14 protein-coding genes are annotated in these 13,304 nt (G+C 54.1%); 9 read left to right on the forward strand and 5 right to left on the reverse strand.

Going from position 1 to position 13,304, the window contains the following annotated elements:
- Window positions 1–959: 959 nt before the first annotated feature.
- Window positions 960–1,214, reverse strand: a complete 255-nt coding sequence (locus Q3V30_RS13180; protein WP_428979208.1) for a LysM peptidoglycan-binding domain-containing protein — start codon at window positions 1,212–1,214, stop codon at window positions 960–962.
- A gap of 145 nt (window positions 1,215–1,359) precedes the next feature.
- Between Q3V30_RS13180 and Q3V30_RS13185 the strand changes: the two genes are divergently transcribed.
- Window positions 1,360–1,620 carry a GlsB/YeaQ/YmgE family stress response membrane protein gene (locus Q3V30_RS13185; RefSeq protein WP_306206345.1) on the forward strand — a complete coding sequence of 87 codons (261 nt, stop codon included), beginning with the start codon at window positions 1,360–1,362 and terminating at the stop codon, window positions 1,618–1,620.
- A gap of 23 nt (window positions 1,621–1,643) precedes the next feature.
- Entirely contained in the window at window positions 1,644–2,024 is a 381-nt protein-coding gene (locus Q3V30_RS13190; RefSeq protein ID WP_306206347.1) for a YidB family protein, read from the forward strand.
- Window positions 2,025–2,253: 229 nt separating this feature from the next.
- Here the strand turns inward: Q3V30_RS13190 and Q3V30_RS13195 are convergent, their stop codons facing one another.
- The 4 genes from Q3V30_RS13195 to Q3V30_RS13210 form a co-directional block, all read right to left on the reverse strand.
- Complete coding sequence (locus tag Q3V30_RS13195; RefSeq protein ID WP_306206349.1) at window positions 2,254–3,240, reverse strand: isopenicillin N synthase family dioxygenase; 987 nt, start codon at window positions 3,238–3,240, stop codon at window positions 2,254–2,256.
- A gap of 28 nt (window positions 3,241–3,268) precedes the next feature.
- Window positions 3,269–4,696: an amidohydrolase family protein gene (locus Q3V30_RS13200; RefSeq protein WP_306206351.1), complete on the reverse strand. Its 1,428-nt coding sequence runs from the start codon at window positions 4,694–4,696 to the stop codon at window positions 3,269–3,271.
- 11 nt (window positions 4,697–4,707) lie between these two features.
- Window positions 4,708–5,697: an ABC transporter substrate-binding protein gene (locus Q3V30_RS13205; protein ID WP_428979209.1), complete on the reverse strand. Its 990-nt coding sequence runs from the start codon at window positions 5,695–5,697 to the stop codon at window positions 4,708–4,710.
- A 271-nt stretch (window positions 5,698–5,968) separates the two neighbouring features.
- Window positions 5,969–6,883, reverse strand: a complete 915-nt coding sequence (locus tag Q3V30_RS13210) for a LysR family transcriptional regulator (protein WP_306206353.1) — start codon at window positions 6,881–6,883, stop codon at window positions 5,969–5,971.
- A 130-nt stretch (window positions 6,884–7,013) separates the two neighbouring features.
- Between Q3V30_RS13210 and Q3V30_RS13215 the strand changes: the two genes are divergently transcribed.
- From Q3V30_RS13215 to Q3V30_RS13245, 7 genes are read left to right on the forward strand one after another with little or no spacing between them, the layout of a single operon-like run.
- Window positions 7,014–7,982 (forward strand): PDR/VanB family oxidoreductase, encoded by a 969-nt coding sequence (locus Q3V30_RS13215; protein ID WP_306206355.1) that lies wholly within the window; start codon window positions 7,014–7,016, stop codon window positions 7,980–7,982.
- 20 nt (window positions 7,983–8,002) lie between these two features.
- Window positions 8,003–9,283 (forward strand): amidohydrolase family protein, encoded by a 1,281-nt coding sequence (locus tag Q3V30_RS13220; protein ID WP_306206357.1) that lies wholly within the window; start codon window positions 8,003–8,005, stop codon window positions 9,281–9,283.
- Window positions 9,273–9,743, forward strand: coding sequence for a RidA family protein (locus Q3V30_RS13225; RefSeq protein WP_306206358.1), 471 nt, complete (start codon window positions 9,273–9,275; stop codon window positions 9,741–9,743). The genes Q3V30_RS13220 and Q3V30_RS13225 overlap by 11 nt, the downstream gene beginning before the upstream one ends.
- A gap of 21 nt (window positions 9,744–9,764) precedes the next feature.
- The gene (locus tag Q3V30_RS13230) at window positions 9,765–10,646 is read left to right on the forward strand and encodes a creatininase family protein (RefSeq protein ID WP_306206360.1); all 882 of its coding nucleotides are present in this window, start codon (window positions 9,765–9,767) and stop codon (window positions 10,644–10,646) included.
- Window positions 10,647–10,668: 22 nt separating this feature from the next.
- Window positions 10,669–11,643 (forward strand): ABC transporter substrate-binding protein, encoded by a 975-nt coding sequence (locus Q3V30_RS13235; RefSeq protein ID WP_428979264.1) that lies wholly within the window; start codon window positions 10,669–10,671, stop codon window positions 11,641–11,643.
- A complete protein-coding gene (locus Q3V30_RS13240) occupies window positions 11,640–12,467 on the forward strand; it encodes an ABC transporter ATP-binding protein (RefSeq protein ID WP_306206364.1) in 828 nt (275 codons plus the stop codon). The genes Q3V30_RS13235 and Q3V30_RS13240 overlap by 4 nt, the downstream gene beginning before the upstream one ends.
- Before the next feature lie 4 nt (window positions 12,468–12,471).
- The gene (locus Q3V30_RS13245) at window positions 12,472–13,287 is read left to right on the forward strand and encodes an ABC transporter permease (RefSeq protein ID WP_306206366.1); all 816 of its coding nucleotides are present in this window, start codon (window positions 12,472–12,474) and stop codon (window positions 13,285–13,287) included.
- Window positions 13,288–13,304 lie beyond the last annotated feature (17 nt).

The raw sequence follows: 13,304 nt of genomic DNA on the forward strand, positions 1-13,304 counted from the left end.
TTGGGGAAACTTACAATTCAAAGCGGGCAGTAATCTTAAAAGCCCTGACCATTGCAGCCAGGGCTTTTAAGGTACTACAGACTTCAGATTTAACATTAATTGACTTAATAAAGTGATACTGCTATTTATACTGCTTTAAAATGTACCCGTTAATTCCAGATAATCCAGGGAATTAATACTAAAAGCCCTCCCTCCGTTTATCTCGTTATACACTTGTCTGCGCTTTTAAAATCTAAGCGTGACAACTTCAACAAGCACATCCCCCATCGCGACATATACTCTTTGATGCATTGCCTTTTGCTGGCATGGTGACAATAAATAAACAAAATCGCCAGCATCAACTCAAAAAACAAGACTTTACATCGTCGCGCTAACACTACCATTTTGCGAACCAGCACAAAACTACGAGGCCTGAAAACAAACTACATCCCAAACAACAAACTTCGTGGCCTGTAAAGCAAAATGGCTTTCCCAGTACTTCTTACTATTCACTAACTTACTAACCACTTTCATTGTGCTGCTAAGTGCTAATTTACTCATTTAAGAGTAGAGGTCAATACTGTTTTTTAAAACATGTTTTTATTTACAGCGATAATGACTGTGCTGCATCCCGCTACTCATTGTACCGACCCACTGACAACGTCCGCTATTGGCACTGAGCAGACTGTTATAGCTCTTTGGAGACAATCTCGCTTAGAGGCGACTTTTTGTTGCTCGTTCTGGCTACCCTTCTTCTACAGAGAACATCGTAGAACGATCGCCACTAACTTTCCTGAAACGCCCTGCTTACCCCATTTCACTATGGTTAAAGCTGCTGCAATCGGTTCTGTTTTTTATCCGGCGTAATGGGACCCTCTCCGCTACGACAGCTACGTTATAACGGTACCAAATGTGCTTAGATCCTGAACAACTGCCAGCTGGAAAAAATTTTCCAACTGGCAGAAGGCACTAGCGAATAATTACTCAGGAATGCGTAAGACCTGACCGGAAACTATTTTATCCGGGCTGCTCAAGGTCTCTTTATTGGCCTCAAAAATCTTCATATATTTAGCGGGATCATTATAAAATTGTTTAGCTATTGCGCTTAATGTATCACCAGACTTAACGATATAAGTTCGTTCACCGGCAGACTCCGTTTTTTTATCTTCAACATTATTACCCCCAGAATGTAACAACTCGTCACCAATATTTTTAATGCTATCCAAAATGCTCATATTTAACCCCTTGTTGTTTTTGTTACGTTTACTTAGCTTAATTGCCAGACAGGTACTGCGTGGCGTACGATACACCTGCTTTTAATCTGAGAATTAAATAAACGCTAAACATTTTCATTATAAAAAAGAGAGAAGGAAAGAACTGATGGGTATATTGTCATGGGTCATATTTGGTTTACTTGCTGGCGTTATTGCCAGATGTATTATGCCCGGTAAGGAACATATGGGGATTATCATGACCATCGTTCTTGGCGTCATCGGCGCTCTGATTGGTGGTGTCGTCAGTACCTCTCTGGGTTTTGGCAACATAAATGGTTTCAATCTTTACAGCATTGCCATTGCTACAGCGGGGTCAATTGTTGTCCTGTTTGTGATTCATAAAATCAGAGCCTGTAAACAGTCCTGAAGAGTAATAAAAAAGGTAATAACATGAGTTTACTGGAAAAAGTATTGGGGATGTGCGGTCTTAACGTTAGAACTACTCAGGAGGTTAAAGGCGTGCTTGAGTGGGTTGAGCAGCAAGGGGGCCTGCATGCTATCGTGGATCATCTTCAGCGTGGTGAGTTCAGTGAAGTTGTTAACTCCTGGCTGGGTGATGAAAACAATGTTGCTCTCAGTAGCGATATTGTGGGGAAAATGTTTAATTCAGAGGCGATAGAACAATTGGCCAGTAAGATGGGCATTAGCACCGGTAATGCGCAGGATCTTCTGGCGAAATATCTACCTCAGCTGATTGATAAAGCCTCCTCTGCTGGCGCAGTGGATAAAAAAGCAGACCTCACTTCAATTATGGGTCAGCTAACCTCCTGAGAATGAAGTAATCAAAAGATAAAACTCCGGCAGATTTATATAAGGCTTATATCTTTTATAATTCACTGGGTGAAGTGAGAATATGTTGCGCAGATTTGAGGCTTAAAACTTGCCGCATTCTCTCATTGCCCCTGCCACTACTTCTGATATCTTTTAAGAAGCCCGCTTTTACATACTAAAGCGGGCTTATGGCTTTTTAAACGAGAGCTAAAGAGAGAGCAAATTAAACTTACCCTTTGGCAAAGTTCGCCTGAATACGCTGTTGCAGATAATCTTCGGCGCTGATGGCGGGATACTTCGCCTGCGGGCCGAGAATTTCAACATCTTTGTTAGCCTGACAGAAGAAGGCCAGGCTGTAGCGCTCCCCCTGATACTCGCCGGGCAACGGGCTTCTCACCCGATGGAAATTTGACGGCAGTTGATCGTCACTCCAGCGCATCAGCATGTCGCCAATATTACAGGTAATCACCTCTTCACGCGGCTCGATGCTGGTCCACTGCTGGCTTTCACGCTCCCTGCCCGGGCAAACCTGTAATCCTCCCTGCCCCGGGCGCTGGAAAAGCAGCGTCAGGCAGTCAAAATCGGTATGCGCACCCGCACGCCACATTCCCTGTGCCGACTGTTCGGCGGCATAGTAATGCAGCAAGCGCAGCGTACTCTGGTAGGTTTTCTCATCCGGGTTGTGCGCCTGCCCGAAAAAGTGCTCCGGGAAGCCGAGCTTAAGCGCAAAGCAGGATAACAGCTTCATCCCCAGCGCCCAGCACTGAGACTCAAAAGTCAGCATCGTCTCTTTAAAGCCAGGCAACGCCCGATCGTCAGGCCAGAGCCCTTCCATTAACGGACGGGTGATCTGATAAGATTCCTTCTGATCGGGCGTTCTGGTTGACGGGCGCACCTGAGACTTATTTTCCCATCCTGCGTTTCTCGCCAGCGGGTATTGTGCTTTCACCTCCTCAGGCAGCGAGAAGAACGCTTCGGTGGAGCGGAAAGCATGACGAATATCGTTCAGTTCAATGCCATGATTGCTGACCTGAAAGAAGCCAATTTCAACCGCAGCCTGCCAGAGCTGGTCGGCAATCTCGCTTTTGCGCCGATCGAAATCGGAGAGGTCAATACAGCGAACTTCACGGGCAAAGGTCTCTTCGCCCATGGCGCCCATCACCGCCTCTTTTTCCAGTTCCTGCAGGCCGTACTGAGTCTGGTTTAGCTGTGACATGTTTTTTACCCTTCTTTTTGCAATAGAGTTAGCCAGCGGCACGCTGTTGTAAGAGACGCACCGCGGAGATCGCCTGAAGGCGCAGCTTTTCAAGGTCGAGACCTGGCACCACGTCATCTTCGACGATCACCCTGCCGTTAATCATCAACGCCTTGAGCGAGGCGCGCCCCCCGCAAGCAACCGGGCCAATCGCCATATCATGCAGGCCGAAATAGCGCGGATCGTCGAGCCGGTAAATTGCGATATCCGCCAGCATGCCCACCTGCAGGGTGCCGCTTTTTTGCAGGCCGAGTATTTGTGCGCCGCCTGCCGTGCCCCAACGCACCACATCTTCAATGGTCGCCGCGTCTCCTCCCCCTTCAAAGGTGCCGCCCTCATAGCGAGGCCTGGCCGCCATCCCTTTACGCGCACGCTGTAACAGCCATGCCGCATGGGTTTCACTCTGCATATCGGCTGCCTCATTCGAGGCTGCGCCGTCAACGCCCAGAGAAACCGGCACGCCAGCCCTCTCCAGCGCTAACAGATCGGCAATTCCGCTGCCCAGCCGCCCGTTGCTCTGTGGGCAATGGGCAATCCCGGTGCCGCTCTGCCCCAGCATCGCGATCTCTTCCGGCAGCAGTTTCACCAGATGCGCAAACCAGACGTCGTCACCCAGCCAGTCATGTTCGGCACAGAACTGCACCGGGGTCATGCCGAACTTCTCACGCGCCACATCCAGATAATCCACGGTTTCCGACAGGTGACTGTGTAGCCGGATGCCTGAGCTGCGAGCCAGTTTTGCCATTTCCCGCAGCTGCGAACCCGGCGCCGAGTGCAGAAGCGTCGTCGGCGCCATTACCACGCGGCGCAAAGATCCCGGGCTTGGGTCGTGATAACGTCCCACCAGGCGTTCCATATCTGCCATATAAGCGTCGAAGTTTTCCGGGCGTAGCGCCTGCGGCAGATCTTTCTCAATCGACCGTCCCTGAGTTGCGCCACCGCGACAAAGCACGATGCGCATGCCCAATGCTTCTCCCTCACTGAACAGAATGTCGGAGGGATCGAAGGGCATATCCGGCCAGTAGAGATAGTTGTGATCGGCGACGGTCGCGCAGCCGGAACGCAATAATTCGATCAGCCCGATGCGCACCGCCAGCCGGAATGTCTGTTCGTCGAAGGTGGCGCGAAAACGGTAAGGGGTAGCGCTTAGCCAGCCGGTGAGGCTTTTGTTCAGCCCCTGCGGCTCGCCTTTCAGCAACGACTGAAACAGGTGGTGGTGTGTATTCACCCACGCCGGATAGATGACGCAGTCGCGGGCATCGATCAGTCGCTCTTCAGGCTCTGCCGTCAGCATACCCATAGCCTCAATCACGCCGTTGCGTACCCGAATATCTGGCCCGCTGTGACGGGCAGCCACGCCGGGCAACCCCGTGAGAATGCTGCAGGCGTTTTTAATCAGTAATGAGTCAGAAACCATCGCCATGCTCCTCAGGGTTTGACGTGCATATGTTCAGTAAAGCTGGTGGTGTAAGCCTGCTTCCAGTCAGTGTCCGCTTTCAGCAAGTCGGCCTTTACCATAAAATCCCGGGTTTTCTGCCAGCGGGCTTCGGTCATGGTGCCCCAGCCCTGCGTGGCGGCGTCGCCGCCATCAATCAGGTGATGCTGACTAATCTGCTGAACACCCCAGGCCAGCAGGTCGTCGGTCATTTTAGGGTTCTCTTTTTTGATCAGCGCATTGCCCGGCGCGGGGTTTTGCAGGTAGCTAACCCAGCCTTCCATCGAGGCCTGGACAAACTTAGCCATCGCCTCTTTACGGCTGCTAATCAGATCGGGGCGCGTGATCAAAATCCCGCCATAAGGGGGATAGCCATGCTCAGAGAACAGGAAGAAATTCGATTTCACCCCCGCTTTTTGCGCCTGAAAAACTTCAGAGCTGACATAGGCCTGCTGCGCAACGTTATCGTCAGCAACAAAGGGCTGGATGTTGAAGGTATAGGGACGGGCCTGGGAATCGTCGAGCTGATAGCGCGCCTTCAGCCATGGCCACCAGGTGGACTGCCCCGAGCTGGAGACCAGAATGGTTTTTCCTTTAAGGCCCCCCAGGGAGGTGACCGAAGCGTGCGTCAGCAGCCCCTGCGGGTCGAACTGGAAGGGTGCGGCGATAGCTTTGGCCTGAAAGCCACGCTGCACCGCCTCGAGAAGCTGGAGGTCATAGCCGATGATAACGTCAGCGCGCTTTGATAATAGCAGCTGCATGCCGTTGATCTGCGGGCCGCCGGACTCAATAGTGACATCCAGCCCGTAACGCTTGTAAATGCCGTTCGCCAGCGCCTGATAATAGCCGCCCTGCTCCGCCTGCGCGTACCAGGAGGTCAACAGCACCAGTTTCTCACCGGCCTGGGCAGCGTGGGAAAATGTGCCGAACATCAGCGTGCTCAGCACGCAGTAAGACAGGGAAATGCGGGATATTAACTTCATTGCTCCTCTCCTGATCATTGCCGGAGAGAGAGTAAGCAGATGCGGCTCAGCCTCCCAATCCGGCCCGAAATGAACCGCGAAATGGTTGCTGAGCAATGTCCCGCGCACTACGCTGCGCTGACCGCTTCTACTCACTTTAAGCTATACAAAAACGATGCCAACTTCACCGCGCCAGGTTTACCGGCGTTTGTTGATGCGGAAAGACGGAATGCATCTGCAACATTTGATTCATGGAGGGGCACTGCGCACCAAAAATGTGCAACAGGGCCGATCAGTGGCCCGATGCATCTATCTCGCTGAACAACCCTTCCAGCTGTTTCAGCATCATTGATGCCGCCAGCGAAAGCTGCCTGGCGGGGGCAACGCAGAGTGATAACGTGAAGGTTTTTAACTGCGGGTCAGTCAGCGGAATAAACACCAGCTGCTGGTCATAGACTTCATCCATGATGTCGAGCCAGCAGAGGATACCAATACCAATTTTCTCTTTGATCAGCGAGCGGATCATATGGATATTATTGGAGACCGCCACCTCATTAACGATGCCGCCGTTGTTGTTAAGCAGTGCCTCCACCGGCCCGGAGAGCATCAGCGGTGCTGAGGGAATAATAAAAGAGTATTCAAGGCATTGGCTAAACCGCACGCCCTTTCTCCCCTCCAGCGGATGCCCCTTCGGCACCACAATCCCCAGATTGATTTCCGCGAAAGCCTGTACCTGAAGCTCTTTTGAGCTTTGTGGATTGAGCATAATGCCAAAGTCCGCATCCCCGGCGATTAGCGCCTGCTGAATATCGATATTATTCATGGTGGTCAGCGTAAAGGAGATGTTGGGGTAATCCTGATGCACTTTCTTCAGCATCGACGAGAAAAAGTGGCGGTTTATAGCATCAATAGTGGCAATCCGCACGTGGCCCCGCCTTAGCCCGCGCAGGTCATCAAGCTGTTCACGGACACGTGAGAAATCCTTTTTCCAGTTATTAGCGGCGTGCAGCAGCAGCTCGCCAGCCGCCGTCAGCCGCAGCCCGGTGGGGTGGCGCTCAAACAGCGGCATCGCCAGCTCTTTTTCCACCCGCAAAATCTGCCGGTCAATAGAGGAAGCGGCGACGTGCAACGTATCGGAAGCCTTGCGAAAGGAGCCCTGGCGGGCAACTTCGGTGAAATAGAGCAGGAACTTTGAAAAAGCAAACATAGGCTGGGTGCTCTCTTTTATGCAACGGGATGTGCGAATCAAAGCTCTGGACGCAACGCTGTTATAGCAATAACGTAGCTTTCATTGCAACGGGAACAAACGTTTCATCGCTTAAATATGGTAAAAGAGAATGAAAGAGGCTGAAGTCATTCCTGTCACAATTAAAACGATCGCTGAAAATGGTTCAGGGAATCTGTTATTAGAACTTATTCCGCAGGCGGGTTATTTATTACCGCACTATTTACCTGGCGCTCATATTGATATTTTTATTCCTGACGTCGGCCCTCGCCAGTATTCTCTTTGTGGCGAAAAGAATAATGGGGATAGCTACGAAGTCTGCGTCAAACTTGCTGAGACCTCTTCCGGCGGCTCCCACTTTATTCATCATAAATATAAACCCGGCGACAGCCTGACGATATCGGCTCCCCGCAATCATTTTCCGTTGCCGGAGGCCGGGCGCTATCTGTTGCTGGCAGGCGGCATCGGTATTACGCCACTGCTGGCAATGGCGGATGAGATCGCCCGGCGCGGCAACGAATTCGAACTGCATTATTATGTGTCGACCCGCCAGCAGATGGCTTTTGCTGAACGTCTGAGCGCGCAAAAACTGGCTCCTTCTGTTTTTCTTCATTACAGCGACGCAAACGATTCCCTGCGCCACCAACCGCCGGCCAGCCTCACTCAGCCCACTGCTCAGACGAAAGTGATAGCCTGCGGTCCTGACGGCTTTATTGAGCGCCTGCAGGCTATTATGCAGCAGCACAACTGGCGGCCAGATCAATTACATTTCGAGCGTTTCAGCAACGCTGAATTAACGCAGCAGAGCGATAATACCGCCTTCCATATTGAGCTGAGCTCAACCGGCCAGCGTTATCTGGTCAGTCCCAACCAGACTATTGCGCAGGTATTACTGAGCGCCAGAGTCGATATTATGCTCTCGTGCGAACAAGGTATTTGTGGCTCTTGTATTACCGATGTTATCGACGGTATTCCCGATCACCGGGACTGCGTGCTGACTGAGGAAGAAAAAGCGGAGAACACGCAAATCACACTCTGCTGCTCCCGCTCCAAGAGTCCCCTGCTGGTGCTGGACCTGTGATGCCAATGCGGAGCCTGAAAATGAACCCGACCCAACCCGCTTCGCCGTTGAAGGGCATTGCCAATGTCCGCCTTCCTGCGTGGCTGCTCCCCAACGAATGGCCGCATGAACAGGGTGAACCCGTCACGGCAGATCTGCACTTTGCAGCAGGCAAGATCTCGTTGTTGCAGCCCCATCACCCTTCTTCGGGTGAGCTGTGGGATGTTCAGGGCGCATTAGCTCTGCCAGGGCTGATTGAGCCCCATGCGCATCTGGATAAAACATTCACTATTCGCCGCAGCCGTCCCGCCAGACCGGGTTTATTAGCTGCTATTGAGACTATGCATGCGGATCGCCAGCACTGGAGTGCTGAGGATCTCTATCAGAGAGCTGCGCAAGGGCTGGCGTGGGCTGCCGCCAACGGCGTGACCCAGCTCCGCACGCATATCGACTGGTTTGAGCTGACTCCGCCGCTGGCCTGGTCTGAAATGGCGCGCATTGCACCACCTGGCGTCACGCTGCAACGCGTTGCCCTGGCGCCGTTAGGCTTTTTTGCTGATGCGGCAGCGGCAGAGAGCATTGCGCGCGCGGTGGCAGAAAGCGGTGAACACTGCCTGTTGGGCGGATTTATTCACTCATCCAACTGGGATCCCGTGGCGATGGCCAACCTGATGAGCAGCGCCTCACGCTGGCATCTCGATCTCGATTTACATATCGACGAGGAGCTGAGTGACAAAGCTAACGGCTTAGTCTGGCTGGCCCACTATCTCACTGAGAATGCTTTCAGCGGCCACATCTGCTGCAGCCACGGCTGCGCACTGGCTTCCGGCAGTGAACAACAGGCGCAGGAAGTGCTTGAAGTGCTGGCAGCGCACAGCGTCACCCTCATTGCTCTGCCCATGACAAATTTACTGTTGCAGGACGCGGTCGTCGGGCAAACGCCGCGCCAGCGGGGGATCACCTTACTGAAAGAAGCGCAGGCGGCAGGCGTCCCGGTGATGCTGGGCTGTGACAACGTGCAGGATGCCTTTTGTCCGGCTGGCAGCTATGACCCGCTGGATACGCTGAGCTGCGCGCTGTTTTCGCTGCAGCTGGAGACTGTTTTTGATCGGCAGTCACGGTTGATCTGCGATCCCGCTGCGCTGACTGGTGGGATGTCGGCTGAGTTACCGCTGGCAGCGGGAAGCGACGCCACGCTGATACTTTTCCCCGGTAGCGACAGCGTTACCTGGCCTTTAAACAGCGCGGCTCGCGTGGTGATCCACCAGGGCAGGCTGACCTTTCAACGTACGTGGGACCCGGAGTTTTGCCATGAGTCTTGAAGCTGGAGCGGGCAAACCGCTCGCAAAATATGCGGCCTGGCGCCGGGCGGGAGAGTTCATTTTTCTCTCCGGCATTATTCCTGTCAATCCGCAGACCGCGACCCTGGTGCGGGGTTTTCAGGATATCCCTGCCGAAGCACGGCTCCTGCTTGGCGAAACCGGGGAATTTTCCACCGACGCCAAACAAGGCCCCATTCTTGCACAAAGCTGGTATGTGCTGGAAAGCATCCGCCACACCATTGAAGAGGCGGGCGGCGAGATGAGCGACGTGATCAAACTGGTGCAGTACTTCCGCAACCTCGATCACTTCCCCTATTACAGCCGGGTCAGAAAACTGTTTTATCCGGGGCAACCGCCGGTCTCTACCGTGGTGCAGGTCAGTGAGATGCTGCCGAGCGCCGAGGTGCTGATTGAAGTTGAGGCTACAGCCTGGCTGCCGCAATCCCGCTCGACCAAATAATGTCTGACAACGAGGCGCAAAATGATTAATGGTTATATTCCCGCAGCCCGCTTCCTGCCTTTTCTGAGCTGGACGGCGATTGCTGCCCTGCCGGACAAAGCCAATACCGTCATCGTATTGCCCACCGGCGCTATCGAGCAGCATGGCCCGCATCTTCCCTGCTCGGTTGATAGCGTCATCTCATCCGGTGTGGCTGGCCATGCGCTGGCACGTTTGCCCAAAGAGATCCCGGCCTATGCCATTCCGCCTGTGACTTATGGCAAGTCGGATGAGCATCTCAATTTTCCCGGTACGCTGACGCTGACCGGCGACACGCTGTTGCAGACAATTCTGGAGATCGCCGAATCGGTCTACCGTGCCGGCTTCCGCAAACTGCTGATGATAAATGGCCACGGTGGCCAGCCGCAGGTGTTGCAGATGGCTTCACGCGAGATGCGTCTGCGCCACGGCGACATGATCATGATCCCCCATGACGTGTTCCGCGTGCCGAACGTGGAAAACCAGTTTCTCAGCGCACAAGAGCAAAAAATGGCGATGCATGCCGGTCACAGCGAAACCGCAGTGATGCTGGCGCTGGCACCAGAGTGCGTCCATATGGAGCATGCGGTAGCCAACTACCCGCCAGAATTCCCCTGCCCGACGCTCTCCAGCAGCCGTCCGGCCGCCGCCTGGGCTTCCTATGATTTTGGCCCCAGCGGCGTGATTGGCGACCCGACGCAGGCCACCGTTGAGCAGGGCCATGCGATCCTCGACTCGCTGGCGGCGAGCTGGGCGCAGGCTATTACGGAAATTCACCAGATGGTATGGAAAGCCCGCAGCGAGCCCACCTGGGGCAAACATCACTGGAACGGCTTTGTGCAGAGCTCTTTTACGCCCCCTTCCTCTTCTTTTGCCTCTGAATAAAGGAATACTGTTGATGAATAGCATGCGCAAACCCACTTACTCCCTGATTGCCCTGCTGCTGGCCGGATCTTCCTTCCCCAGCATGGCAGCAGAAAAATTCACTTTCCTGACCAACTGGTACGCTCAGGCGGAGCACGGCGGCTTTTATGAAGCGCAGGCCAAAGGGTTGTACAAAAATGCGGGACTGGAGGTCGCCATTAAAATGGGTGGCCCGCAGGTAAACGTGATGCAGTTGATGGCCGCGGGTCAGGCTGACTGTACGTTAGGCGACAACGGTCAGGCGCTTGAGACCTGGCAGGCTGGCGTCCACGCGGTAACGGTGGCGACGGTGTTTCAGCATTCGCCAACGGTATTTATCAGCCATGACAAGGTTGATAAACCTCAGGAGCTGAAAGAGAAAACCTTCCTGCTGGCTACCGAGGCCTACACCTCCTTCTGGCCCTGGGCTAAAAGCGAACTGGGTCTGGCTAATGCTAAAGTTCGCCCTTATACCTTCAGCGTTCAGCCTTTCCTGGCCGACAATAATCTGGTGCAGCAGGGTTACGTCACCTCCGAACCTTTCTCGGTGGGAAAAGGCGGCAAGCCTTTCTACGTCTATCCGCTCAGCGACTGGGGTTACCCGCCCTACGGCAACTCAATCATCTGCATGGCTGATACCGTTAAAAACCATCCAACCGCAGTGGCGGCTTTTGTGAAAGCCACCATGCAGGGCTGGAAAGCGTATCTGCAGGATCCTGCCGCTGGCAACGCGCTGATTAAAAAGGATAACCCACGCATGAGCGATGACCAGATTGCTTTCGGCATTGCCCAGATGAAGAAGTATCAGCTGGTGACGGGCGGCGATGCGCAAACTGGCGGTATTGGCATCATCACGCAACCTCGTCTGAAAGAGACCTGGGAGATGCTGGTCAAAAACAAGCTGATCTCTGCCGACAAAGTGCCGTTTGATCAGACCTATACCCTTGAGATGATCAAAGACGCGAAGGTTATGCCATGAGTTCAGCCCCCAAACTCACGGTGATGAGCGACCTGCGCTCAACCAGCCTCCCTCCTCAGCCAGCCATTGAGGTGCTCTCTGCCGAGAAGATTTACGCCAACGGCACGCGCGCGCTGTTGCCGGTCAATCTCACGATTAATCAGGGGGATTTTGTCACGCTGCTTGGCCCGTCGGGCTGCGGCAAAAGTACGCTGCTGAAAATGGTGGCCGGACTGATCGAGCCAACCGACGGTAAGCTGATGTTATGGCGCCGCGACAGCCGTGAAAAGGCGCAGGTGCCGCTCTCATTCGTTTTTCAGGAAGCGACGCTGATGCCGTGGTGCAACGTACACAGCAACGTGCGTCTGCCGTTAGATCTGGCAGGCGTGCCGCGGGCGGAAGCCAACACCCGCGTCAGCGAAGCGCTCGAGCTGGTCGGGCTGGGCAAGTTTGCCAGCGTTCTGCCGCGTGAGCTGTCGGGCGGTATGCAGATGCGTGTTTCGATTGCGCGCGGGCTGGTAACGCGACCGAAACTGCTGCTGATGGATGAACCTTTCGGCGCCCTCGACGAGATTACGCGTAACAAACTCGACAGCGATCTGCTGCGTCTGTGGCGTGAGCAGGGCCTGACAGTGGTTTTCGTCACCCACTCTATTCACGAAGCGGTATTTCTGTCGCAGCGGGTGATCATGATGGCTGCCCGGCCGGGGCGCGTGGTGGAGGAGATAGCGATCGCAGAGCCTTTCCCACGCAATGAAGATTTTCGCGTCAGCCCGGCATTTTCAGTTTATGCCAGGCGGTTGCAGGAGAGTCTCCTGCAGGCCAGTCAGTCAGGTAAGGAGTAACGTTATGCAGACACAAAAAATGTCGCCGTGGGCCAGCAACCCTACGTTCCGTAAGATCCTCTATCCCGCGCTGGTTGCCGTCGTGGTGGTTTTGCTGTGGCAGGGGTGGGTCAGCTATTTCAAAGTCCCGCAGTTTCTGGTGCCTTCACCAGTGGTGATGGTGCAGAGCCTGTGGACCAACTTAGGATCGCTGATGATGTCGCTGCTGTTCACGCTGAAAATCACGCTGATCTCCTTTGTGCTGTCGATCATTATCGGCGCAGCGGTAGCCTTTGTGCTGGTGCAGAACCGGTTTGTTGAAACGGCTCTTTTCCCCTACATCGTCTTTCTGCAGGTCACGCCGATTGTGGCTATAGCGCCGCTGATCATCATCTGGGTCAAGGACACCACGCTCTCTCTGGTGGTCTGCTCAACGCTGATGGCGGTATTCCCGATTATTTCCAATACCACTCAGGGGCTGCGCAGCGTCTCTCCCGGCCTGCTGAGCTACTTCCAGTTAAGCCACGCCAGCCGTTTGCAGGTGCTGCTCCGCCTGCGCATTCCCTCCGCCCTGCCTTACTTTTTCGGCGCGCTGCGCATTTCCAGCGGACTCTCGCTGATCGGCGCGGTGGTAGCAGAGTTTGTGGCGGGAACCGGCGGCAACAATACCGGGCTGGCCTATCAGATATTACAGGCGGGCTATCAGCTGGACATTCCGCTGATGTTTGCCGCTCTGCTGCTGATTTCGCTGACCGGCATCGCCCTGTTTGGCGCGATGTCGTGGATTTCCCGCCGGGCACTCAGCGCCTGGCATGAGAGCGAAGCCGTGCAGTCCCGCTAACTCAACCCTCATTTTGC

The sequence above is a fragment of the Erwinia pyri genome (assembly GCF_030758455.1).
Taxonomy (GTDB): domain Bacteria; phylum Pseudomonadota; class Gammaproteobacteria; order Enterobacterales; family Enterobacteriaceae; genus Erwinia; species Erwinia pyri.